Annotated in this window: 21 protein-coding genes; 1 reads left to right on the forward strand and 20 read right to left on the reverse strand. The window is 31.2% G+C overall.

Annotation, left to right across the window (positions count from 1 at the left end):
• From V6137_RS17860 to V6137_RS17935, 16 genes are all read right to left on the reverse strand, one after another.
• The coding region (locus tag V6137_RS17860) for an ABC transporter ATP-binding protein (RefSeq protein WP_425449334.1) at positions 1–580 on the reverse strand (580 nt) is incomplete at its 3' end.
• 14 nt (positions 581–594) lie between these two features.
• A complete protein-coding gene (locus V6137_RS17865) occupies positions 595–1,512 on the reverse strand; it encodes an ABC transporter permease (RefSeq protein WP_425449335.1) in 918 nt (305 codons plus the stop codon).
• A gap of 14 nt (positions 1,513–1,526) precedes the next feature.
• The gene (locus tag V6137_RS17870; RefSeq protein WP_425449336.1) at positions 1,527–2,447 is read right to left on the reverse strand and encodes an ABC transporter permease; all 921 of its coding nucleotides are present in this window, start codon (positions 2,445–2,447) and stop codon (positions 1,527–1,529) included.
• A gap of 314 nt (positions 2,448–2,761) precedes the next feature.
• On the reverse strand, positions 2,762–3,121 hold the full coding sequence (locus V6137_RS17875; protein WP_425449337.1) for a carboxymuconolactone decarboxylase family protein: 360 nt from the start codon (positions 3,119–3,121) through the stop codon (positions 2,762–2,764).
• 270 nt (positions 3,122–3,391) lie between these two features.
• Positions 3,392–4,177: a family 1 encapsulin nanocompartment shell protein gene (locus V6137_RS17880; protein WP_425449338.1), complete on the reverse strand. Its 786-nt coding sequence runs from the start codon at positions 4,175–4,177 to the stop codon at positions 3,392–3,394.
• Between the two features lie 63 nt (positions 4,178–4,240).
• Positions 4,241–4,582, reverse strand: coding sequence for an encapsulin-associated ferritin-like protein (locus V6137_RS17885; RefSeq protein ID WP_425449339.1), 342 nt, complete (start codon positions 4,580–4,582; stop codon positions 4,241–4,243).
• A gap of 241 nt (positions 4,583–4,823) precedes the next feature.
• On the reverse strand, positions 4,824–5,690 hold the full coding sequence (locus V6137_RS17890; protein WP_425449340.1) for a CPBP family intramembrane glutamic endopeptidase: 867 nt from the start codon (positions 5,688–5,690) through the stop codon (positions 4,824–4,826).
• 65 nt (positions 5,691–5,755) lie between these two features.
• Positions 5,756–7,093, reverse strand: coding sequence for a sensor histidine kinase (locus tag V6137_RS17895; RefSeq protein WP_425449341.1), 1,338 nt, complete (start codon positions 7,091–7,093; stop codon positions 5,756–5,758).
• Positions 7,094–7,151: 58 nt separating this feature from the next.
• The gene (locus V6137_RS17900; protein WP_425449342.1) at positions 7,152–7,841 is read right to left on the reverse strand and encodes a response regulator transcription factor; all 690 of its coding nucleotides are present in this window, start codon (positions 7,839–7,841) and stop codon (positions 7,152–7,154) included.
• A 12-nt stretch (positions 7,842–7,853) separates the two neighbouring features.
• Positions 7,854–9,194, reverse strand: coding sequence for a hypothetical protein (locus V6137_RS17905; RefSeq protein ID WP_425449343.1), 1,341 nt, complete (start codon positions 9,192–9,194; stop codon positions 7,854–7,856).
• Positions 9,195–9,286: 92 nt separating this feature from the next.
• Complete coding sequence (locus V6137_RS17910) at positions 9,287–10,609, reverse strand: hypothetical protein (RefSeq protein WP_425449344.1); 1,323 nt, start codon at positions 10,607–10,609, stop codon at positions 9,287–9,289.
• A gap of 154 nt (positions 10,610–10,763) precedes the next feature.
• Positions 10,764–11,435, reverse strand: coding sequence for a 7-cyano-7-deazaguanine synthase QueC (gene queC, locus V6137_RS17915; RefSeq protein ID WP_425449345.1), 672 nt, complete (start codon positions 11,433–11,435; stop codon positions 10,764–10,766).
• Position 11,436: 1 nt separating this feature from the next.
• Entirely contained in the window at positions 11,437–12,099 is a 663-nt protein-coding gene (gene queE, locus V6137_RS17920) for a putative 7-carboxy-7-deazaguanine synthase QueE (RefSeq protein ID WP_425449346.1), read from the reverse strand.
• Positions 12,100–12,582, reverse strand: coding sequence for a 6-carboxytetrahydropterin synthase QueD (gene queD, locus V6137_RS17925; protein ID WP_425449347.1), 483 nt, complete (start codon positions 12,580–12,582; stop codon positions 12,100–12,102).
• A 39-nt stretch (positions 12,583–12,621) separates the two neighbouring features.
• Positions 12,622–13,770 (reverse strand): double-cubane-cluster-containing anaerobic reductase, encoded by a 1,149-nt coding sequence (locus V6137_RS17930; protein WP_425449348.1) that lies wholly within the window; start codon positions 13,768–13,770, stop codon positions 12,622–12,624.
• A 109-nt stretch (positions 13,771–13,879) separates the two neighbouring features.
• Entirely contained in the window at positions 13,880–14,116 is a 237-nt protein-coding gene (locus V6137_RS17935; protein WP_425449349.1) for a DUF2164 domain-containing protein, read from the reverse strand.
• A gap of 105 nt (positions 14,117–14,221) precedes the next feature.
• On the opposite strand from V6137_RS17935, the gene V6137_RS17940 reads away from it, so the two are divergent.
• Positions 14,222–14,668 (forward strand): staygreen family protein, encoded by a 447-nt coding sequence (locus V6137_RS17940; protein WP_425449350.1) that lies wholly within the window; start codon positions 14,222–14,224, stop codon positions 14,666–14,668.
• Positions 14,669–14,689: 21 nt separating this feature from the next.
• On the opposite strand, the gene panD is transcribed toward V6137_RS17940, so the two are convergent.
• The 4 genes from panD to V6137_RS17960 are packed head-to-tail and all read right to left on the reverse strand — an operon-like array spanning position 14,690 to position 17,651.
• Entirely contained in the window at positions 14,690–15,073 is a 384-nt protein-coding gene (panD, locus tag V6137_RS17945) for an aspartate 1-decarboxylase (protein WP_425449351.1), read from the reverse strand.
• A 2-nt stretch (positions 15,074–15,075) separates the two neighbouring features.
• Complete coding sequence (gene panC / locus V6137_RS17950; RefSeq protein ID WP_425449352.1) at positions 15,076–15,924, reverse strand: pantoate--beta-alanine ligase; 849 nt, start codon at positions 15,922–15,924, stop codon at positions 15,076–15,078.
• Between the two features lie 28 nt (positions 15,925–15,952).
• Positions 15,953–16,786 (reverse strand): 3-methyl-2-oxobutanoate hydroxymethyltransferase, encoded by an 834-nt coding sequence (gene panB / locus V6137_RS17955; protein WP_425449353.1) that lies wholly within the window; start codon positions 16,784–16,786, stop codon positions 15,953–15,955.
• Between the two features lies 1 nt (position 16,787).
• Positions 16,788–17,651: a Rossmann-like and DUF2520 domain-containing protein gene (locus tag V6137_RS17960; protein ID WP_425449354.1), complete on the reverse strand. Its 864-nt coding sequence runs from the start codon at positions 17,649–17,651 to the stop codon at positions 16,788–16,790.
• Positions 17,652–18,123: the final 472 nt, after the last annotated feature.

Below are 18,123 nucleotides of genomic sequence, written 5' to 3' on the forward strand. Positions count from 1 at the left end.
GTGCCTGTATTGTAACATCAAGGGCTGTAGTTGGCTCATCGGCTATTAATAGTTTTGGATTACATGCAAGGGCTATTGCTATCATACCTCTTTGTCTCATACCACCACTAAATTCATGGGGATATTGATCAACACGTTTTTCCGGTGTTGGAATACCAACCACCCTAAGCATTTCTATTGCCCTTTCTTTAGCTTCTTTCTTACTCATTTTCTGATGCTTTATTAATCCTTCCATAATCTGCTTACCAACCTTCATAGTTGGATTTAGAGATGTCATTGGATCTTGAAATATCATACTTATTTCACTACCGCGAATAGATTCTAACTTTTTATCCGACATTTTTACTAAATCTTTTCCATTAAACATTGCACTACCACTTTTTATTCTTCCCGGTGGCATAGGTATTAGTTTAAGTAGAGATTTAACAGTAACCGATTTACCGCACCCCGACTCTCCAACTATACCTAATGCTTCTCCTTTATTTACATGAAAGTTTGTTCCCCTAACAGCTTGAACTTCCCCTGCATATGTATCAAAGGAAACACTTAAATTTTTTACATCTAATAATTTTTCAGCCATTTATTCTCCCCCCTTTATTGTCTTAATTTAGGATCTAGTGCATCCCTTAAACCATCACCGAACAATGTAAACGCAAGCATTAATATACTTATTACTAAGGCTGGAAAAGCTAATTGATAGGGATGAACTAATAACATTTGAGTACCTGCCTGAGATAATGAACCTAAGCTGGCCTCTGGTACAGGAATACCCATACCTATATAACTTAAGAATGCCTCTCCAAATATGGCTCCTGGTATTCTAAAAGTAATAGATACTATTAATACCCCCATTGTATTTGGCACTAAGTGTTTTAATATTATTCTCCCTGTATCTGAACCAAGGGTTCTGGCAGCCATAACATATTCCATTTCCTTAAGCTGTAAAACCTGACCCCTAACCATACGGGCTGACCCTATCCATCCAGTTAAAGTCATAGCTATAATTATTGTTTTAACCCCTGAGCCTAGTATAGTCATAAGCATTATAACCCTAATTAAGCCTGGTATAGACCCTACTATTTCACAGAAACGCATCATAATCATGTCAGTTCTTCCACCTATATATCCTGAAATACCACCATATAATATACCTAATACAATATTAACAAAGGCAACGGTAAAACCTATAAATAAAGATACCCTAGCACCCTTCCATACCCTAGTCCAAAGGTCTCTACCTATTTCATCGGTACCAAACCAATAGGTTGAGTTTGGTGTAGTGTTACCTAATAATAAATCTCCCTTATTAAACTTAAACTCATTCATAAATGGTCCTACAAATGCCATTATTGCTAAAAGAATTAATATCCCTAAAGCTATCATAGCCATTTTATTCCCTTTAAGTCTTCTCCAAGCATCTTGCCAGTAAGTCATACTTGGTCTATTTATAGTTTGAGCTTTGGTTAAATCTTTACCTATGGTTTTAAATTTTTCTTTACTTAATTCAGCCATTTTTTTATCCCCCCTTATTTATCTATTCTAATTCTCGGATCTACTACCCCATAAAGCATATCACTTATGAAGTAACCTACAACTACTACTATTGACGTAAATAGGGTTGTACCAAGTATCATTGTATAGTCATATTGTTGAACACTATCAACAAAGTACTTACCTATCCCGGGAACTGCAAATATACTCTCTATAACAAATGAACCTACAACTGCCCCTGCAAGGGTTGGTCCAAACCATGTTATAATCGGTACACTGGCATTTCTAATAACATGTTTAACCGTAACTGTAAAGTGGGATAATCCCTTTGATTTAGCAGTAACAACATAGTCTGAGTTCATAACCTCTATCATTGATGTCTTCATATATCTTGCATACGTTGCTATATATCCTGTGGCCAATGATATTATTGGTAATATCATATGCTTAGGTCCTTCCCAACCGGCAACAGGTAGTATTTCCCATTTCACTGCAAAGAAGTATTGATATAATGATGCAAATACAAAGGCCGGTACTGAAATTCCAATGACAACTAATATAATTACAAAATAATCAAAGAAACCTTTGTTATTAAGTGCTGCTATAATCCCCATTGTTACCCCTATAAATACTCCTAAAGCCATTGAAATAATACCTATTTTAGCTGAAGCTGGTAATCCATCAGCTAACATTTTGTTAACAGTTCTTGTTTTGTACTTAAGGGATAAACCTAAATCTCCCTGTAGTAAATTCTTTAAAAACCTTCCATATTGTTGAATTAATGGTTTGTCAAGGCCATACTTAGCCTTTAAGTTTTCTAATACCTCCGGTGGAGTTCCCCTATCACTTGAAAATGGATCTCCTGGAATTGCATGCATTAAAAAGAATGTTATTGTGGCAATTGCCCATACTACGATAAACATATAAATGATTCTTTTAAGTACATATCTTCCCATTAAATAAACACCTCCATAATTTTTTTGTTGTGGAAATTATTATATATTTAGAATATACTGAAAATTTAAAAAGATGCAAGCTTCTATCTCCAACATTTCTTTTCTATGGTATGTAATACAGTAATTTACTTATTTTGGTGGCTCATTAATATTTTGTAACCATTGTTAACTTTTTTTAATAAACGGCTTATTTTCATGTGTTTAGAGCCCCTAAATAATTATGTTATTTGTTTTGTTTAATATTTCTACTTAGTTATAATATATTCCCATATTAATTTATGCAATAAAAAATAACTAACCTTCATAAAGGTCAGTTATTTTTCAAATTTACTTTCCATATATTTAATTAATGGAGAAACTTGGACTAATGTAGGGGCCCCTTTCATCCAAATTTGTTGCTTTATAACCTCTAAGATTTCTTCCCTTTGGGCACCATATCTTATGGCTTTATTCATTTCAAGTTTGGCCCTTTTTTCATTTTCATCAAATATAGCTGTAGCCAGAGCTATTAAATATCTATACTTAAGGGGGATAACACCCTCACCCCATATCTCATGATGGTACTTTGATATTATTTCTTGAAAACCATCTCCAAAATATTGTGAAATCATTACCCCTGGGGGAGTAAAACCTAGTTCCTTCTTATAGCTCTCTTTCATTTTTTCTTTATCCATATTTAGCATCCTCTCCTTTCTTCTATTACTTTAGTTTATACCCATTTTAGAATGAATTTATCCATATTGAACAAAGACGCCGTTGGTGCTTCTTTGTTCTGTACAGGGTGCAAGGGGCAGAGAACAGGGATTTGGTGAGTCCATAAATATATGTAGGAATTCAGTACATTGAATCCCCTAGTAGTGTCGAATTCATTCGACGGTTTCTTCTTTGCTCTGTGCAAAGTACCAAGACAAAACAAAAAAACCCCTAAGGTTAGGGGCTTTTTGTTAAACCGTAAATCTAACTATTATATTTTCATCTAGTACTCTAAATGTAAAGGATTCCATTATAAAGAATCTTATTTTTTCCATATCATGACCTTGATAACCTATTGAAAAGTCTTTACCTATTGTCATTTCTAAGTCATCGTGATCAAATGGTAAAAGTAATGCTCCATCTATTACATGGGAATAAATAATATTTCCATCTATTAAATCTTTAATTCTGTCTATTAAAGGATATCCTTCTATTTCCATATTTAATCTTTTATATGCTTCTTCTCCCACAACTAATGTATAGGGTTTTTCTGCATAATTTTCTTTAAGTTTTATTATTCCATCGGTTATTGATTTCATAATATCCTGACCATCTTCACCTAAATATATTGGGTCATTTCCAGTTGCATTTATAAGACCCTCTATTTGACCCTTCTCTATACCATTATATATAGCATCTTCTTCAAATAGTGCTATCTTTTTCACTGATTCTTCAAGAGCCTCTAATTCTATATCCTTAGCTCCCCTATGTAAATTATCTAACTCCCATCTGTTCATGTCAAATTCAACCCTTGATTCCATTAGAGGTTTAACTCTATATAGACCATGGGAAACTTCTTTATCACTACTGATAGTTTCTATTCTTCCCTCGGGTACAACTGTATAATCCAAACCCTTAGGACCATTTACCTTAACAACCCTTCTTGCCGATAAATAAGTGTTAAATACTTCCTTAGCTCTATCATCAATTTCATTCCAAACTTCTTCACTTATAGGTGCTAAATTTCTTTTTAACATATACTTATAAAACTCCCCTTTCGTAATATTATTTTCCTATCCTTAATATATATTTCCCTACTTTTATTTCATATCTCCTATTGTTGCTCCATCTCCACTACCATCTTCCTCTTCTTCTCCCTCTTCTATTTCAGTAATTGGACCATTGGTAAATAAATAGGTTCTTAATTGTTCATCCCATCCATCCATATGTCTTCTTAGCCATTCTAATGTCATTGCCGCATGTTCAATTTCTTCATCCCTATTATGGGCCATAATAGCTTTTAACTCTTCATTATCTGAAGCAGCAACTCTTTGATTATACCAATCAACTGCTTCAACCTCCTCTTTTAAACTATTAAGTGCCCTTACATAGTCTCTATGTTTTTTGTCTATAAATTCTGCTGGCTCATGATAATCTCCCATCACTAATTCCTCCTTTTTTTAATCTCTATTAAGAGTTTACCCAAGTAGATAATTAATAAACATATGGAACAAAGTCACCTTTGGTCTCTCTTTGTTCTGTGCAGGATACAAGGGGCAGAGTACAGAGATTTGGTGCTATTATATTATAGGAGATATCTTTATAAATGATTTTTTATAAGAAATTTAAGTTCCTATATAATAAAAGAACTGATCAGCAATAAACCGATCAGTTCTTTTATATTTATAATGTCATCGATAATATCGATAATCCTATAAAGACTATGATTAATAAAAATAAAGGTAGATTAAATATATAGTCTTTTTTATATTTAGAGTATACTTTACTCATATCTTTTTTATTTATTTTTATCAATAATTTTACTAATGATAAAGTCAGAAAAAGAGATATAGCAGCAACCACTATATTTGCATATCCTAATCTTACCCCTTCTGCAACTACTTCCTTTGAGACTTCAGAACCCCCTGTATTAATAAAATGTGCCCCTAATACAGCTGTTCCATTATTAATAAAATGTATTAGTATAGACGATAATATGGATCCTGTTATATACACTATATATGCCAATAGAACTCCTAAAAAGAATGTATAAGCAAATTGGTGAAAGTTCATATGGAGTATTCCAAATAGTATTCCGTTCATTATAGCAGCCTTTTTTATAGTTTTTCCCCTATATCCATCTAAAATAACTCCCCTTAACAAAAATTCTTCACATATAGCTGGAGTTATGGCTAGACCAAATAGAGTTAGAAAAAAAGACGGAGTTGTGGCAGATTCTATTATTCCAGAAACCTGGTCGCCAACAATACTTGATGCAATTAAAGAAACTGTTGTCAAAAACGGTTGCATAACTACTGCAATAAGAATAATAATGGGTATATTACTTAATTTCAACTTGCTTAAACTTAAAGTTTTCTTAAAATCTTTTTTGGTTATAAGTATAAAAATAATTACTGGCATAAATAAAGTTAGATATTGACTTATAATGTTCATCATATTAATAGGTATAGGGAGTCTAAGCATTCCTATAACTATTCGCAACAATATAATTAATAGTACAAGAAAATTAACACGATAAATTGGTCTCATTTATTTACCCCCTTTAGAATAATTTTATCATTAATCTAAGGGGTATGCATCTTTTTTATGTTAATTTACTTGTTAGTAGGTAGTTTTATCGTTATCTTAGTACCTTTATTAACTTTACTTTCTATTTCTAATCTTCCACCATGAAGTTTTATTATCTCATCGCTTATAACAAGACCCAATCCATTTCCTGACTTCTTCCAAGGACCCTTATAAAATTTTTCTTTAACTTTAGGTAAGTCTTTTTTTGATATTCCTATTCCTTCGTCTTCTACTTCTATAATAATAAACCTATCAAAGTATAATCTAACATATATATTTTTATCCTTATCAGTAAACTTTATTGCATTATCCAAAATATTTATAAAAACCTGCTTTAATCTATTTACATCCCCTAAAATTTCAGGTATATCGTCCCTTAGATTATAATTTAATTTAATCCCTTCTTTTTGTGCCCTTAACTTAAATATACATATAATGTCTTCTAGATTCTTTTTTATATTTAACTTTTCCCTACAAAGGGTTAGCCTTCCCTCTTCAATTCTTGAAAAGTCTAGTAACTCTTCAACCATATTTGTAAGCCTTTTTGTTTCCTTTATTATTATTTTAAGACCTAACTCTGCCTCTTCCCTGTCCTTAAGTCCCCCTGTTAGTATAGTTTCACTCCATCCCTTTATGGCAGTAAGGGGAGTCCTAAGCTCATGGGATATAGACGATATAAATTCGTTTTTCATATTTTGCACCTTAGATATTTCCCTTCCCATGAAATTTATTGTATCTGCGAGCTCTCCTATTTCATCTGTATATTTTTTATCTATCCTTGCCGATAATCTTCCCTTTGCCATTTCCTTTGATACTTTAGTTATTTCATTTATTGGATTAATTATAGACCTACTAAATATGGTACTTAATATTATCATTAAAACTATAATAATAGCCATAATAATAAGGGAAAGTAGAAACCATTTTTGAATAGCCCTATTGGCCCCCTCTAGGGATGTTACATATCTTAAAGCTCCATTTATATTGTCTCCCCAATATTTAAGGGGGGTAGAAACTGCCATTATTTCTTCCCCAGTATTATTATCCTTTCCCCTCCAACAGGAAGTTTTTCCATTTAGAGCATTAATATAATCAGTGGTTTTAACTTGTCCCTGCTTTATAAAACCACTTGTACTTAAAATTATATTTCCATTGGTATCTATAACCTGGAGCTCTGCGCTTTCTCTATAATCAAAATTGTTAAGAACCTGTTTTACACTATTTTCAAAACTATTTTCCACACTTCGTAGGTATTTATTGTAAAAACCCCCAGCAACAGTGGCCCTATTCATAAGATTTTCTTTTATATTGTCATAGTAATAATTTGATACCAAGTATAAAAACACACCCTCAATCAGTATCATAGCTATAAATATTATTATAATATAATTTCTAACCCACCTTTTTTTAATACCGGTCAAATTAATCTCCCTTTCTCCATCTATAACCATAGCCCCATACAGTATTAATATATTTAGGGTGGGATGGATTATCTTCAATTTTCTGCCTTAATCTTCTTATGTTCACATCAACTGTTTTTTCATTTCCAAAATAGTTTTCCCCCCATACCTTATCTAATATCTCATTTCTACTTAATGCCTTATTTTCATTTTCTATAAAAAGGCTTATTATGGAGAACTCTATCTGTGTTAATTCTATTGGCTCTCCCCTTTTATATACTCTTCTAGCATGTATATCTACTTCAAAGGGACCTGATAATAGCTTATCTTTATTTTTATCATTCATTAAGTCCATTCTTCTAGATAGAGCATCTATCCTTGCTATAAGCTCACTGGGGCTAAAGGGTTTTATAACATAATCATCTGCTCCAAGGGTTAACCCATTTATTTTATCAACTTCCTGAGCTTTAGCTGTTAACATTATTATTCCCATTCTTCTATCTCTTTGTCTTATTCTTTTACAAACCTCAAAACCATCTATCCCTGGAAGCATGACATCTAACAAAGCTATATCAATTTTATTGTCAACTATTACATCCAAAGCTTCTTCTCCAGTTTCCGCTTCTAATGCATTAAACCCATTTCTCTCTAAGTTTATAACAATAAATGTTCTTATGTCCTTCTCATCTTCTAAAACTAATATATTTTTCATTTTATCACCTCACTATTCCATTAATCTAAAACTATCTTTTATTTCATCAAGGGTTAATTTCATATCATTTATCTCATCAGTATAATCATAATCTATTAAAGAAACCAAATATATTTTATTTAATTTTCTAGTTATTTCCATATATTTTTCCTTTTCATCTACACGTAATCTATTCCAAAAATCAACTTCATAAGAAACTATGGTTAATAAAGGGTAAGACTCTTCTTTGTTAACATAAGTAAAAGTTAAAGTGTCTTTGTTCCCACTCTTCCCTTTGTCTTGTGGACTTACCGTAATGTTCTTATCCCATTTATTTGGAAACTTAAAGTAATATTTTTCTGATATATTATGATAGCCTTCACTTTCAAAATTAAGCCCATCTAATCCATCCCAACTATGCCATGTTGTAATCCAAGGTATATATGCCATTGCTTTATTTTCGTAACCCTTAGGGACTCTAAGTAGAGCTATCTCTATTATTTTATCATTGTCTATATCTTGACTTTCAGTTCCATACGCCCTAAAGGTCTTTTCAACAATGCCCCTCTTTTTATCAAAAAACACATTATTAAGTTTCCCCTTTTCATATACAAGGAGTTCTGTTTCACTGGAATGGGCACCTATGCCACTATCAATAAATACTCCCATTTTATTTTCACTGGCTTTTCCAACTTTAAGTCCATAATGTCCATTAACTGTTCCATCCATTTCTTCTTTACTTTCTACTACTAACCTATTATCCTTATAGGTATATAGTTCTGCCCAGGATTTTAAGTTTACTTTATCTAACTTTATTAACATAAGCTCCGATATATTATCACCATCTATATCCTCACATGCCATTTCTTCATATACATCCTTAAATATATCTTTCACATCTCCATCAATATATTGATATACATTAAGTCCTTTATTTATGTATTCTCCCGTATTCCACCCTATAATTATTTCTAAATTTTTATCCCCCGTTATATCTCTAAACAAAACTCTATCAAAATCATTTCCAACTCCCCTAATATTATTATTAATAGTCCAACTACCACTGTTATTGGTTAACACCAATAACCTTAGGGGGTTTTCATCACTTTCTAATGTGTAAAATACTATAATTTCTTCATTTTTATCATTATCTAAGTCTATAGCCTTTATAGAGCCAGAGTCTTTCCCCATATCTACTGTGACTAATTTGGCCTTTGAACTTAAAGTGTCATCTATTATATTCTCAATTTTTGCCTCCCTAACTGACAATTTAGGAGGCCTCATGGAACTCTCTATTTCATTTTCTGATATACATCCAGTAATAGATATTACATTTATAATAATAATAACTAAATACTTTATTTTTTTATTCATGATACCCCTACCTTCTATTTAACATATTAAGTTTATTATATTAATTAAATCTATAACTTTAGTTACAAAAGAATTACAATAGTAAAAAGGGGCTAATACAATATTTTTAAATTGTTTTTTATTTCATCAATTCCAATAACTTTATTCCTTATTTCTTTATTCTTATATTTCTTATTACTAAATGATACCAAGTAGATTTTATCCTTACTCCTAGCAAGCTCCATATATCCTTCTTTTTTTTCTTTATTTAAGCTATTCCATGTTTCTACTTTAAAAGTGGTTATTGTAAAGATATGGTGGGCTTTATTATTGTATAGATAACTAAATATTAACATATCCTTCTCTAAATTTTTATAGATATGGTTTAATGTTATATTATAATCCCACTTTTGTGGAAATTCAAAATAGTATCCTTGATTTAGATTGTGATATCCTTCACTTTCAATGTCAAGACCTTCACTTCCATCCCAACTATACCAACTATAAATCCATGGAACTAAATTAAAGTCTTTACCTTCATAGCCCCGTGGTCTTCTAAGTTTAGGTATTTCAATAAACCCATCATCATCAATATCTTCGCTTAGACAATAATACTCTCTATAGGTTTTATCAACTATTCCTGTATTCTTATCATAAAAAACATTTTTCAATTTCCCTTTATCTACTACTAGTAGCTCCGTTATTGAAGCATATTCTAAGATGGAACCATCTATAAATAGTCCTTTAGTATTGCTTTTTGGATTTCCTATAAGGATATTATAATACCCTATGACCCTTTTATCTAATTTCACCTCGTTTATAAGATTTATTTTATTACCATCTCCCCTATATAACTGTGCCCTTGGCCCCTTTAGTTTGTCTAGTTTTATCAAAACCAATTCTATAGCTCCATCATGATCTAAATTTTGGCATGCTATTTTCTCATAAGTATTATTAAATATATTGTTTATATTTTCTTTGCCATAGCTATATATGTTTATTACTTTATTGTTGTATTCACCCCCATTATATGTGACTAATATTTCACTATTCCCATTGCCTGTTATATCTTTAAAATCTATCATATCAAAGTTATGACCTATTCCTTTTATAGTATTATCTTTATACCAGCCATTATTTCTTCTAGATAATATTAAAATTCTAAGGGGATAGTCTTTATTTGTTTTATATAAAATAAATATTTCCTCTTTTCCATCCTTATCTAAGTCTTTAAAATTTACCGATGACATGTTATCTCCCTTTAATGGTGTTACTAATTCCCCTCCCCCTTCTAGTATATTATCTATTTCATTTTTCACTTTCTCCTCAGTAATAGATAATTTAGGAGGTCTCATGACATCATCAACGGAATTATTAACACCACAGCCCCCTAACAATACCATAAACACTGTAATAAAAAAAAGTTTTCTATACATGTATACCCCTCTTCCATAATATATTGCCCCTTATTAATTTCCACTAATTTCTATTATATAGGAAATGTTACTATAGTTAAATTCAAAAAATAATAAGGATATTTCATTGTCAAATCCTTACTATTGTGATAATAAAATACCCCTAGCATAATACTTAAGCCTTTTCTTTATTTTTTATAGATTTAATGTATTCATCATATCCTTTCTTTCTTAATTTACATGCTGGACATCTCCCACATCCTTCTCCTATTATGCCATTATAACACGTTAATGTTTCATTTTTTATAATATCAAACACACCCAAATCATCAGCTAATTTCCATGTATCTTTTTTATCTATCCACATAATGGGGGTATGTAATACAAAATCATAATCCATTGATAAATTGAGTGTTACATTCATAGACTTTATAAATACATCTCTACAATCTGGATATCCGCTATAATCACTTTGGGATACTCCTGTTATTATATGTTTTATCCCTTTCTGTTTAGCAAAAATAGCTACAAATGATATAAATAGCATATTCCTTCCATCAACAAATGAATTTGGTAAACCCCCTTTAGGAGTATCTTCGTCCACCTTCAAGTCAGCTCTAGTTAATGAATTAGGGGCAAGTTGATTTAATAGTCCCAGATTTAAAATGTGATGTTCTATATTATATTTATTACATATATCCTCTGCACATTTAAGCTCTAGTTTATGTTTTTGATTATAGTCAAAGGATATAGCTATTACTTCTCTAAACTTTTTTTTAGCCCAAAATAAACAGGTTGTGCTATCTTGACCACCACTAAATATTACTATAGCTTTTTCATTTTTCATATTATACACCTCTTCTTTCCTTATCCCATATTATCTTATGTAACTGAATATTTAAAGTAGTATTATTAAGTTTATTATACTTCATAAATTCAACTATATCTCTAGGGTCAATTTCTTCAAATGTAGGACTTACATATACATTTGTTCTATTGACTAAATCAAACTCTTTTATTATATTTTTCATGGTATCTAAGTCAGATTCACAAGAAACAACAAACTTAATTACGTCCTCTTTTCTTATTTTTTTTAAATTCGAAATATCCATTTTACTTTCTACTCTACTAGATGGTAGCTTATAGTCCATAGTTAAAGTCAACCTATTTAAATTAACAAAAGGACTTATATCAATACTACCATTTGTTTCTATCTCTAATTGTAGTTTTTGATCTAGGAGTAGATATTTAACTAGGCCTAGTATATTATCCTGTATTAATGGTTCTCCACCAGTTAATGTAATATTATTAACTCCCGTTTCCTTAATAAATCTGTATATCTCCATCTCAGTCATATTTTCATACTCTACATTTTCTTTGTTTGCCCATAGTGTATCACAGTAGCTACAGTTTAAGTTACATCCTTTAAACCTAATAAAAACTGATAACTGTCCAGATTTTTTACCTTCTCCATTTATGCTTACAAATCTTTCTACAATCCTATAGTTCATCTACTCACCTGCTCTATACATTGCACAGTTATTTGGTGTTTCATATACCATAACTTCTTGAACTTCATATCCCCTAGCACTTACTAAATCATAAAATTTCTTTGCTAAATTTTCTGCAGTAGGTCTAAATTCCACAGTTATTATTTTAAATCCATCATCAACTAGATTATTATATGTTTCTTTTACCATAGTATCTTTTTCAATAATAAGAGCATGGTCATAGAAGTCAACTATCTCCCTAACATCCCTTTTAAACTTTGAAAAGTCTATAACCATCCCATAGCTCTCTCCATTGTCAATAAGGTCCTTTGACTTTATTGATACCTCAACCCGCCACCTATGTCCATGGATATTTTTACATTTTCCATTGTGATTGGCTAAAAAGTGGGCACTATCGAAACTATGTTCAGTTTTTAATAAGTACATGGTATCACCCTTTTCTTTGATTTTTCTACATAAATAAATGGGCATAATTATGCCCATAAACAAAAAACCACCTTACGGTGGTATGTTCCGTAGATTCTATAACATTTCTATAAAGGCGCTTATTCTAGTTTTTAACTGTCCTATATCATTTTGAGAATAGTCTGTTTCTATACTCATATAGGGTATATTATTTTCTCCCTTAACTAATTCTTTTATTCTATAGCTCTCAACATTATATGTATGGCAGGCCTGTAGTATTACATCTATAACCCCATCCACACTATATTCGTCTATAAGTTTTTTTAATAATCTTTCCCTAGCTATATTAGGACTCATACAGGAACACCCTATGTTTAAATATTTTTCCGCCATTGCATCGATGGGAGATTTACTTTCATCTATCAAATCCTCTTTCTCCTTTACCCCACTACAATTTTCAAATGAAACAACTACTCCATTATCTTCTTCAATTATTTTTATAACCTTTTCAACGGCTCCTCCCATGGGACATCCCGTTATTAATATTCTTTTTCTTTTATCACTAACCCGTCTTTCTCCTTTATTGTATTCTCCTTTTATAGTACTTGTTATCCTTCTAAGATCTTCTATAGCCCTTTCTTTATTAAAGGTTGTTTTATTCTTATTTAATATAAGTTGTAATTCCTCTCCATATAGTGGAGGTGGAGTAAGTTTAGATAGACTATACAGCTCCTTTAGTGCCCTTCTTTCATCATTTCTTAATTTTATCATAGCCTTTATTTTATCTTCTGTAATTTCTATATCAAAGGCTTCTTCTAACTTATCCTTTAAGATTAATATCTCATTTTTCCACATATCTAAATCTTCCTTCGTATTATTGGTTTGGGGAAGTTTCATTACATGCATAGGTTTTATTCTTCCTAGATATTCATACATCTTCTTCTTACCATCACAGGTTGTTTCTCCAACTATTAAATCAGAAAAAGAAAAGTATGGACATTTATCAGTTATTGCATACCCATAGCTTGACTTTATTAGTGGACAAAGATTCCTTGGAAGATGTTTTTCTGCCTCCGATATTGTAGCATCATTTGTACTGCAAAGAGATGCCGGTATTGCGTCTGCCCCAGCTATTAATTCCCATGGTGTAAATACACAGTATGTACCCACCACTTTTTTTCCCTTTTCTTTTAATTCCTTAACTTCTATAACACCATCTTTTATATGCTCATTTATATCCTCAAGTATATTATCTATTTTACCCATATTTTCACTCCCTTTATTTAAGTAAACACACTAGTTTAGTTATACACCACTTTATTTTCCCCTTCAAATAGGAGTTATCTATGGACTCAATGGTTATAATAAATTTTTTCTATCTTTTTAATATTTTTATGGCATGTAAATCCTCTATCTTATCTGTTATATAACTATATGCATCTTCAATCCCTTGATTGTATATCTGTGGGGCTAATTCCTTAATAAAGAAATCTAAAACCATAGTAGCAGCTAGATCCCCTAAATCTTCATCCCGTTCTTGAAAAAAATACCTTTTAATTTCTTTAATCATATTTTCTTTTCTATCATCCTTTATTTCAATCCTATTATCCACTAAATATCATCTCCCCTTATTATTGATACTTTTATTATATCATTAAGTATTAACTATCTAAGATAGCTTGAATATAATATACTAAATTATATGGTGGTGATTAAATTGGATAGATTAAATCCCGATAAATTATATGTAGAATTTAGAGATGATATAACTAAAACCCAACCTATTATAGGTAGACGATATACCCTGACCCATTCTGATATTACAGCAAACTTGTTTTTAACCATAGGACTTAATTATGCCTACGATAAGATAACTGAAATGAGGGATGAAGTTTTAGCCACTTGGAAGATAAATGATAATGAGTATTTCTTATATACTTATTGTTATGTAGGTAGAGACTTTGATTATAATGAATCAAAAATTAGATATAAAATATTTAATAGAGAATTACCCTTAGCCCTTGAAGCTATAAGATATGGAGATAGTACTTTTTTTAAAGCCAATCCTAAACTTGATAATAGCCCTGTTTGGGTATATTTTGATTCTAGCTACCCTGAATTTAGTGGCTACAGGTATTTTGGTAGAATGAAAAATTATAAATAAAAAACGTCCTATTTAAGGACGTTATTTTATCTCTCCATGGACTTCTACATCACTTTCCTCTACTATTCTATTTTTTCCATCAACAAAAACCACTTTAGGTTTCATTTCTCTAGCCTCTTTTTCATCAACCCAGGTATATGCTATAATTATTACATTATCTCCCCGTTGAACTAATCTTGCTGCAGCTCCATTTAAACATATTACACCACTATCAGCTTTACCTTCTATAACATAGGTTTCAAGTCTAGCACCATTATTATTATTAACTATCTGAACCTTCTCCCCCGGTAATATCCCTGAGGCATCAAGTAATGTTTTATCTATTGTTATACTGCCAACATAATTTAAATTGGCCTGTGTTACCGTTGCTCTATGAATTTTGCTTTTATACATATTTAAAAGCATAACTATACCTCCAACCTAATATTATCTATAAGTCTAGGTTTACCTATTTTGACTGCTAAAGCTATTAATATATCTCCACTGATCTCATCCACATCCTCAAGGGTACTACCATTAACTATATCCACATAATCTACTTCTGCATAATTTACTGTTTTTATATTATTTATAATAAAGTCTTCAATTACTTTGGGATTCCTCTCTCCATTTCTTATCATTTCCTCTGCCTTAAATAGAGATTGTGATAATATGGTGGCATCTTTTCTCTCCTCTTTATCTAAATATATGTTTCTAGAACTTAAAGCCAAACCATCTTCTTCCCTTACTATGGGACATGGTACTATCTCTAAATCAAAGTTCAATTCCCTAACCATTTTTTCTATTACAGCCACCTGTTGGGCATCTTTTTGGCCAAAATATGCCCTATGGGGAGATACTATATTAAATAGTTTAGAAACAATAGTTACAACCCCTTTAAAATGTCCTTCCCTAGACCTTCCACAAAGTTTTTTAGTTATATCTCCTAAAACTTCAACATGAGTATTATAACCCTTTGGATATATTTCTTCAACTTCTGGATGAAAAATTAAATCTACACCTAATTTTTCTAATAGTTTGCTATCCCTCTCTAAATCCCTAGGGTAAGTTTCCAAGTCTTCATTTGGTCCAAATTGAGTGGGGTTTACAAATATACTTACAACAACATAGTCATTTTCTTCCTTAGCCCTTTTTACAAGGGATAAGTGACCTTCATGTAAATATCCCATAGTTGGAACTAGTGCCACTGTTTTTCCCTTGCTTTTTATATTTTTTATGTGTTTTCTAGTTTCTTTTATACTATTAACTATTTCCATAGTAAGTCACCACCAATTGTTTATTATGTTAATCTAATTTGTTAATAATAGCTTCATCAATCGTAAATCCATGTTTTTCTTCTGGAAAACTACCTTCATTTATTTCTTTAATATAGGATTTAACTGATGACTTCATATCTTCCCCTATATTAGCATACTTTTTCACAAACTTAGGTGTAAAATCTGAATACATTCCCACCATGTCTTGGGTAACTAATACTTGACCATCACAATATTTTCCTGCACCTATACCTATAGTTGGTATGTGAAGTCTTTCACTTATTATTTTAGATAATTTTTCAGGCACACATTCGAGTACTATGGCAAATACCCCTGCTTCTTGTAATAATAATGCATCTTCTATTATTTTTTTAGCCGATTCTTCACTTTTACCCTGAACCTTAAAGCCACCAAAAACATTTACCGATTGGGGAGTTAGTCCAAGATGTCCCACAACGGGGATTTGGGCTTTAACTAGAGCCTTTACTCTATCTATTATATCCCTACCACCTTCAAGTTTAACTGCATGGGCACTCCCTTCCTGTATAAGTCTTCCAGCATTTTTTATGGTTTCCTCTATACTCACATGATATGATAGGAAGGGCATATCTCCTATAACCATTGCCCTATTTACACCCCTAGACACAGCCTTTATATGGTGAACCATATCATCAACTGTAACCTTTAGGGTATTTTCATAGCCCAGCACCACCATACCTACAGAATCCCCAACCAATATACTATCCACCCCTGCTTCATCTAATAATTTTGCAGTGGAATAATCATATGCTGTTAACATTGATATCTTATGCCCTTCTTTTTTTGACTTTAAAAATGAGCTTACAGTAAACTTTTTACCCATACTATACCCCTTCTTTCAAAATATTTTTTAGATTAGATATTTTTTCACCATCTTTTAACTTTTCTTTCTCTGCCAGCTGGAGAGTTTCAAGTCCAAGTATTTTATAAAGCTTAAGCTTTTCTTTATCATCCTTTAATGAGTTAATATGTCTTTCTATGGTTTTTATATCTCCCCTTGATATGGGCCCAGTTAAAGCTTTTTCAGTCCCTAAACCATATATATTTTTTATAGTTCCATCTATAAGGGGATATAGTGCTTTAAAGCCATCATCCTTATCTATCCCTATACTTTTAAACAGCGACAAACCATAGTCCATTAATGTTACCAAGTAATTGGAAACAACACATGCTGTAGCATGATATATACTTTTTTGTTCCTTTGTTATCTCAAAATATTTATTCCCACATCTATTTAGTATATCTTCAATCAAATCTATTTTTTCTTTATCCCCTTCTATACTAAAAACTGTATCCTTTAAATCTTCTACACCTTTTTTAATATCTGCAAAGGATTGTAATGGGTGTATAGAGTATACAAAACAGCCCTTTTTCTTTGCCCTTTTTAATATATCCGATGATGATGCTCCACTCATATGGGCTATAATTTGTCCTTCTTTTAATAAGTTATTGTCTGCTAATCTGTCTATAACATTTTCAATTTCATCATCTCCGGTTGTTATAAATATAATATCGCTTCCATGGGATAAGTCATAAATACTATAGTATTGACTATCTGTTAATTTAGCTGAAGTTTCTCCACTTTCCTTAGTCCTACTATTATACCCATATATATTAAAACCATTATTCTTTAAGTAAATTCCAAATGTGGTCCCCACTTTTCCTGCCCCTATAAACCCAATCTTCAAAGTATCACCCCAATATAAAAAACCTTTCCCTAATCCAAGGTTTTGGACAGAGAAAGGGTATGGTCAAATTATTAACTATTCTCTTTCGTCTCTGTCCTGTGGATCAGAGCAAAATTTTCTAGTATTTATTTAATTCTAGTGCATTATAAATATTGTGGTTTAGCTCTACCGATGCTAACCAATTAGATTTTAACACAGTAGTAATCTAAATACAAATATTTTTATACAACACGGGTGGAAATGTTTGAAATTTTTAAAAATTAAATGTAGAATATAAATAATCAAAGTGATATAAATGTATTATATATACTTAATAAAGATAGGGAGGTTTAAGCTGCTTTGATTATATAGTGTTAAACTATATCAAATGCCATTAAGTAGTTTAGCATTGTATTTGAGGTTGTGATAAAATTAGACATAGGGAGTTGATTTTTATGTCTAAAAAATTACTAAATCAAAAGCAAGCATGTGA

This window comes from Dethiothermospora halolimnae (assembly GCF_037577855.1).
Taxonomy (GTDB): Bacteria; Bacillota; Clostridia; order Tissierellales; family VENL01; genus Dethiothermospora; species Dethiothermospora halolimnae.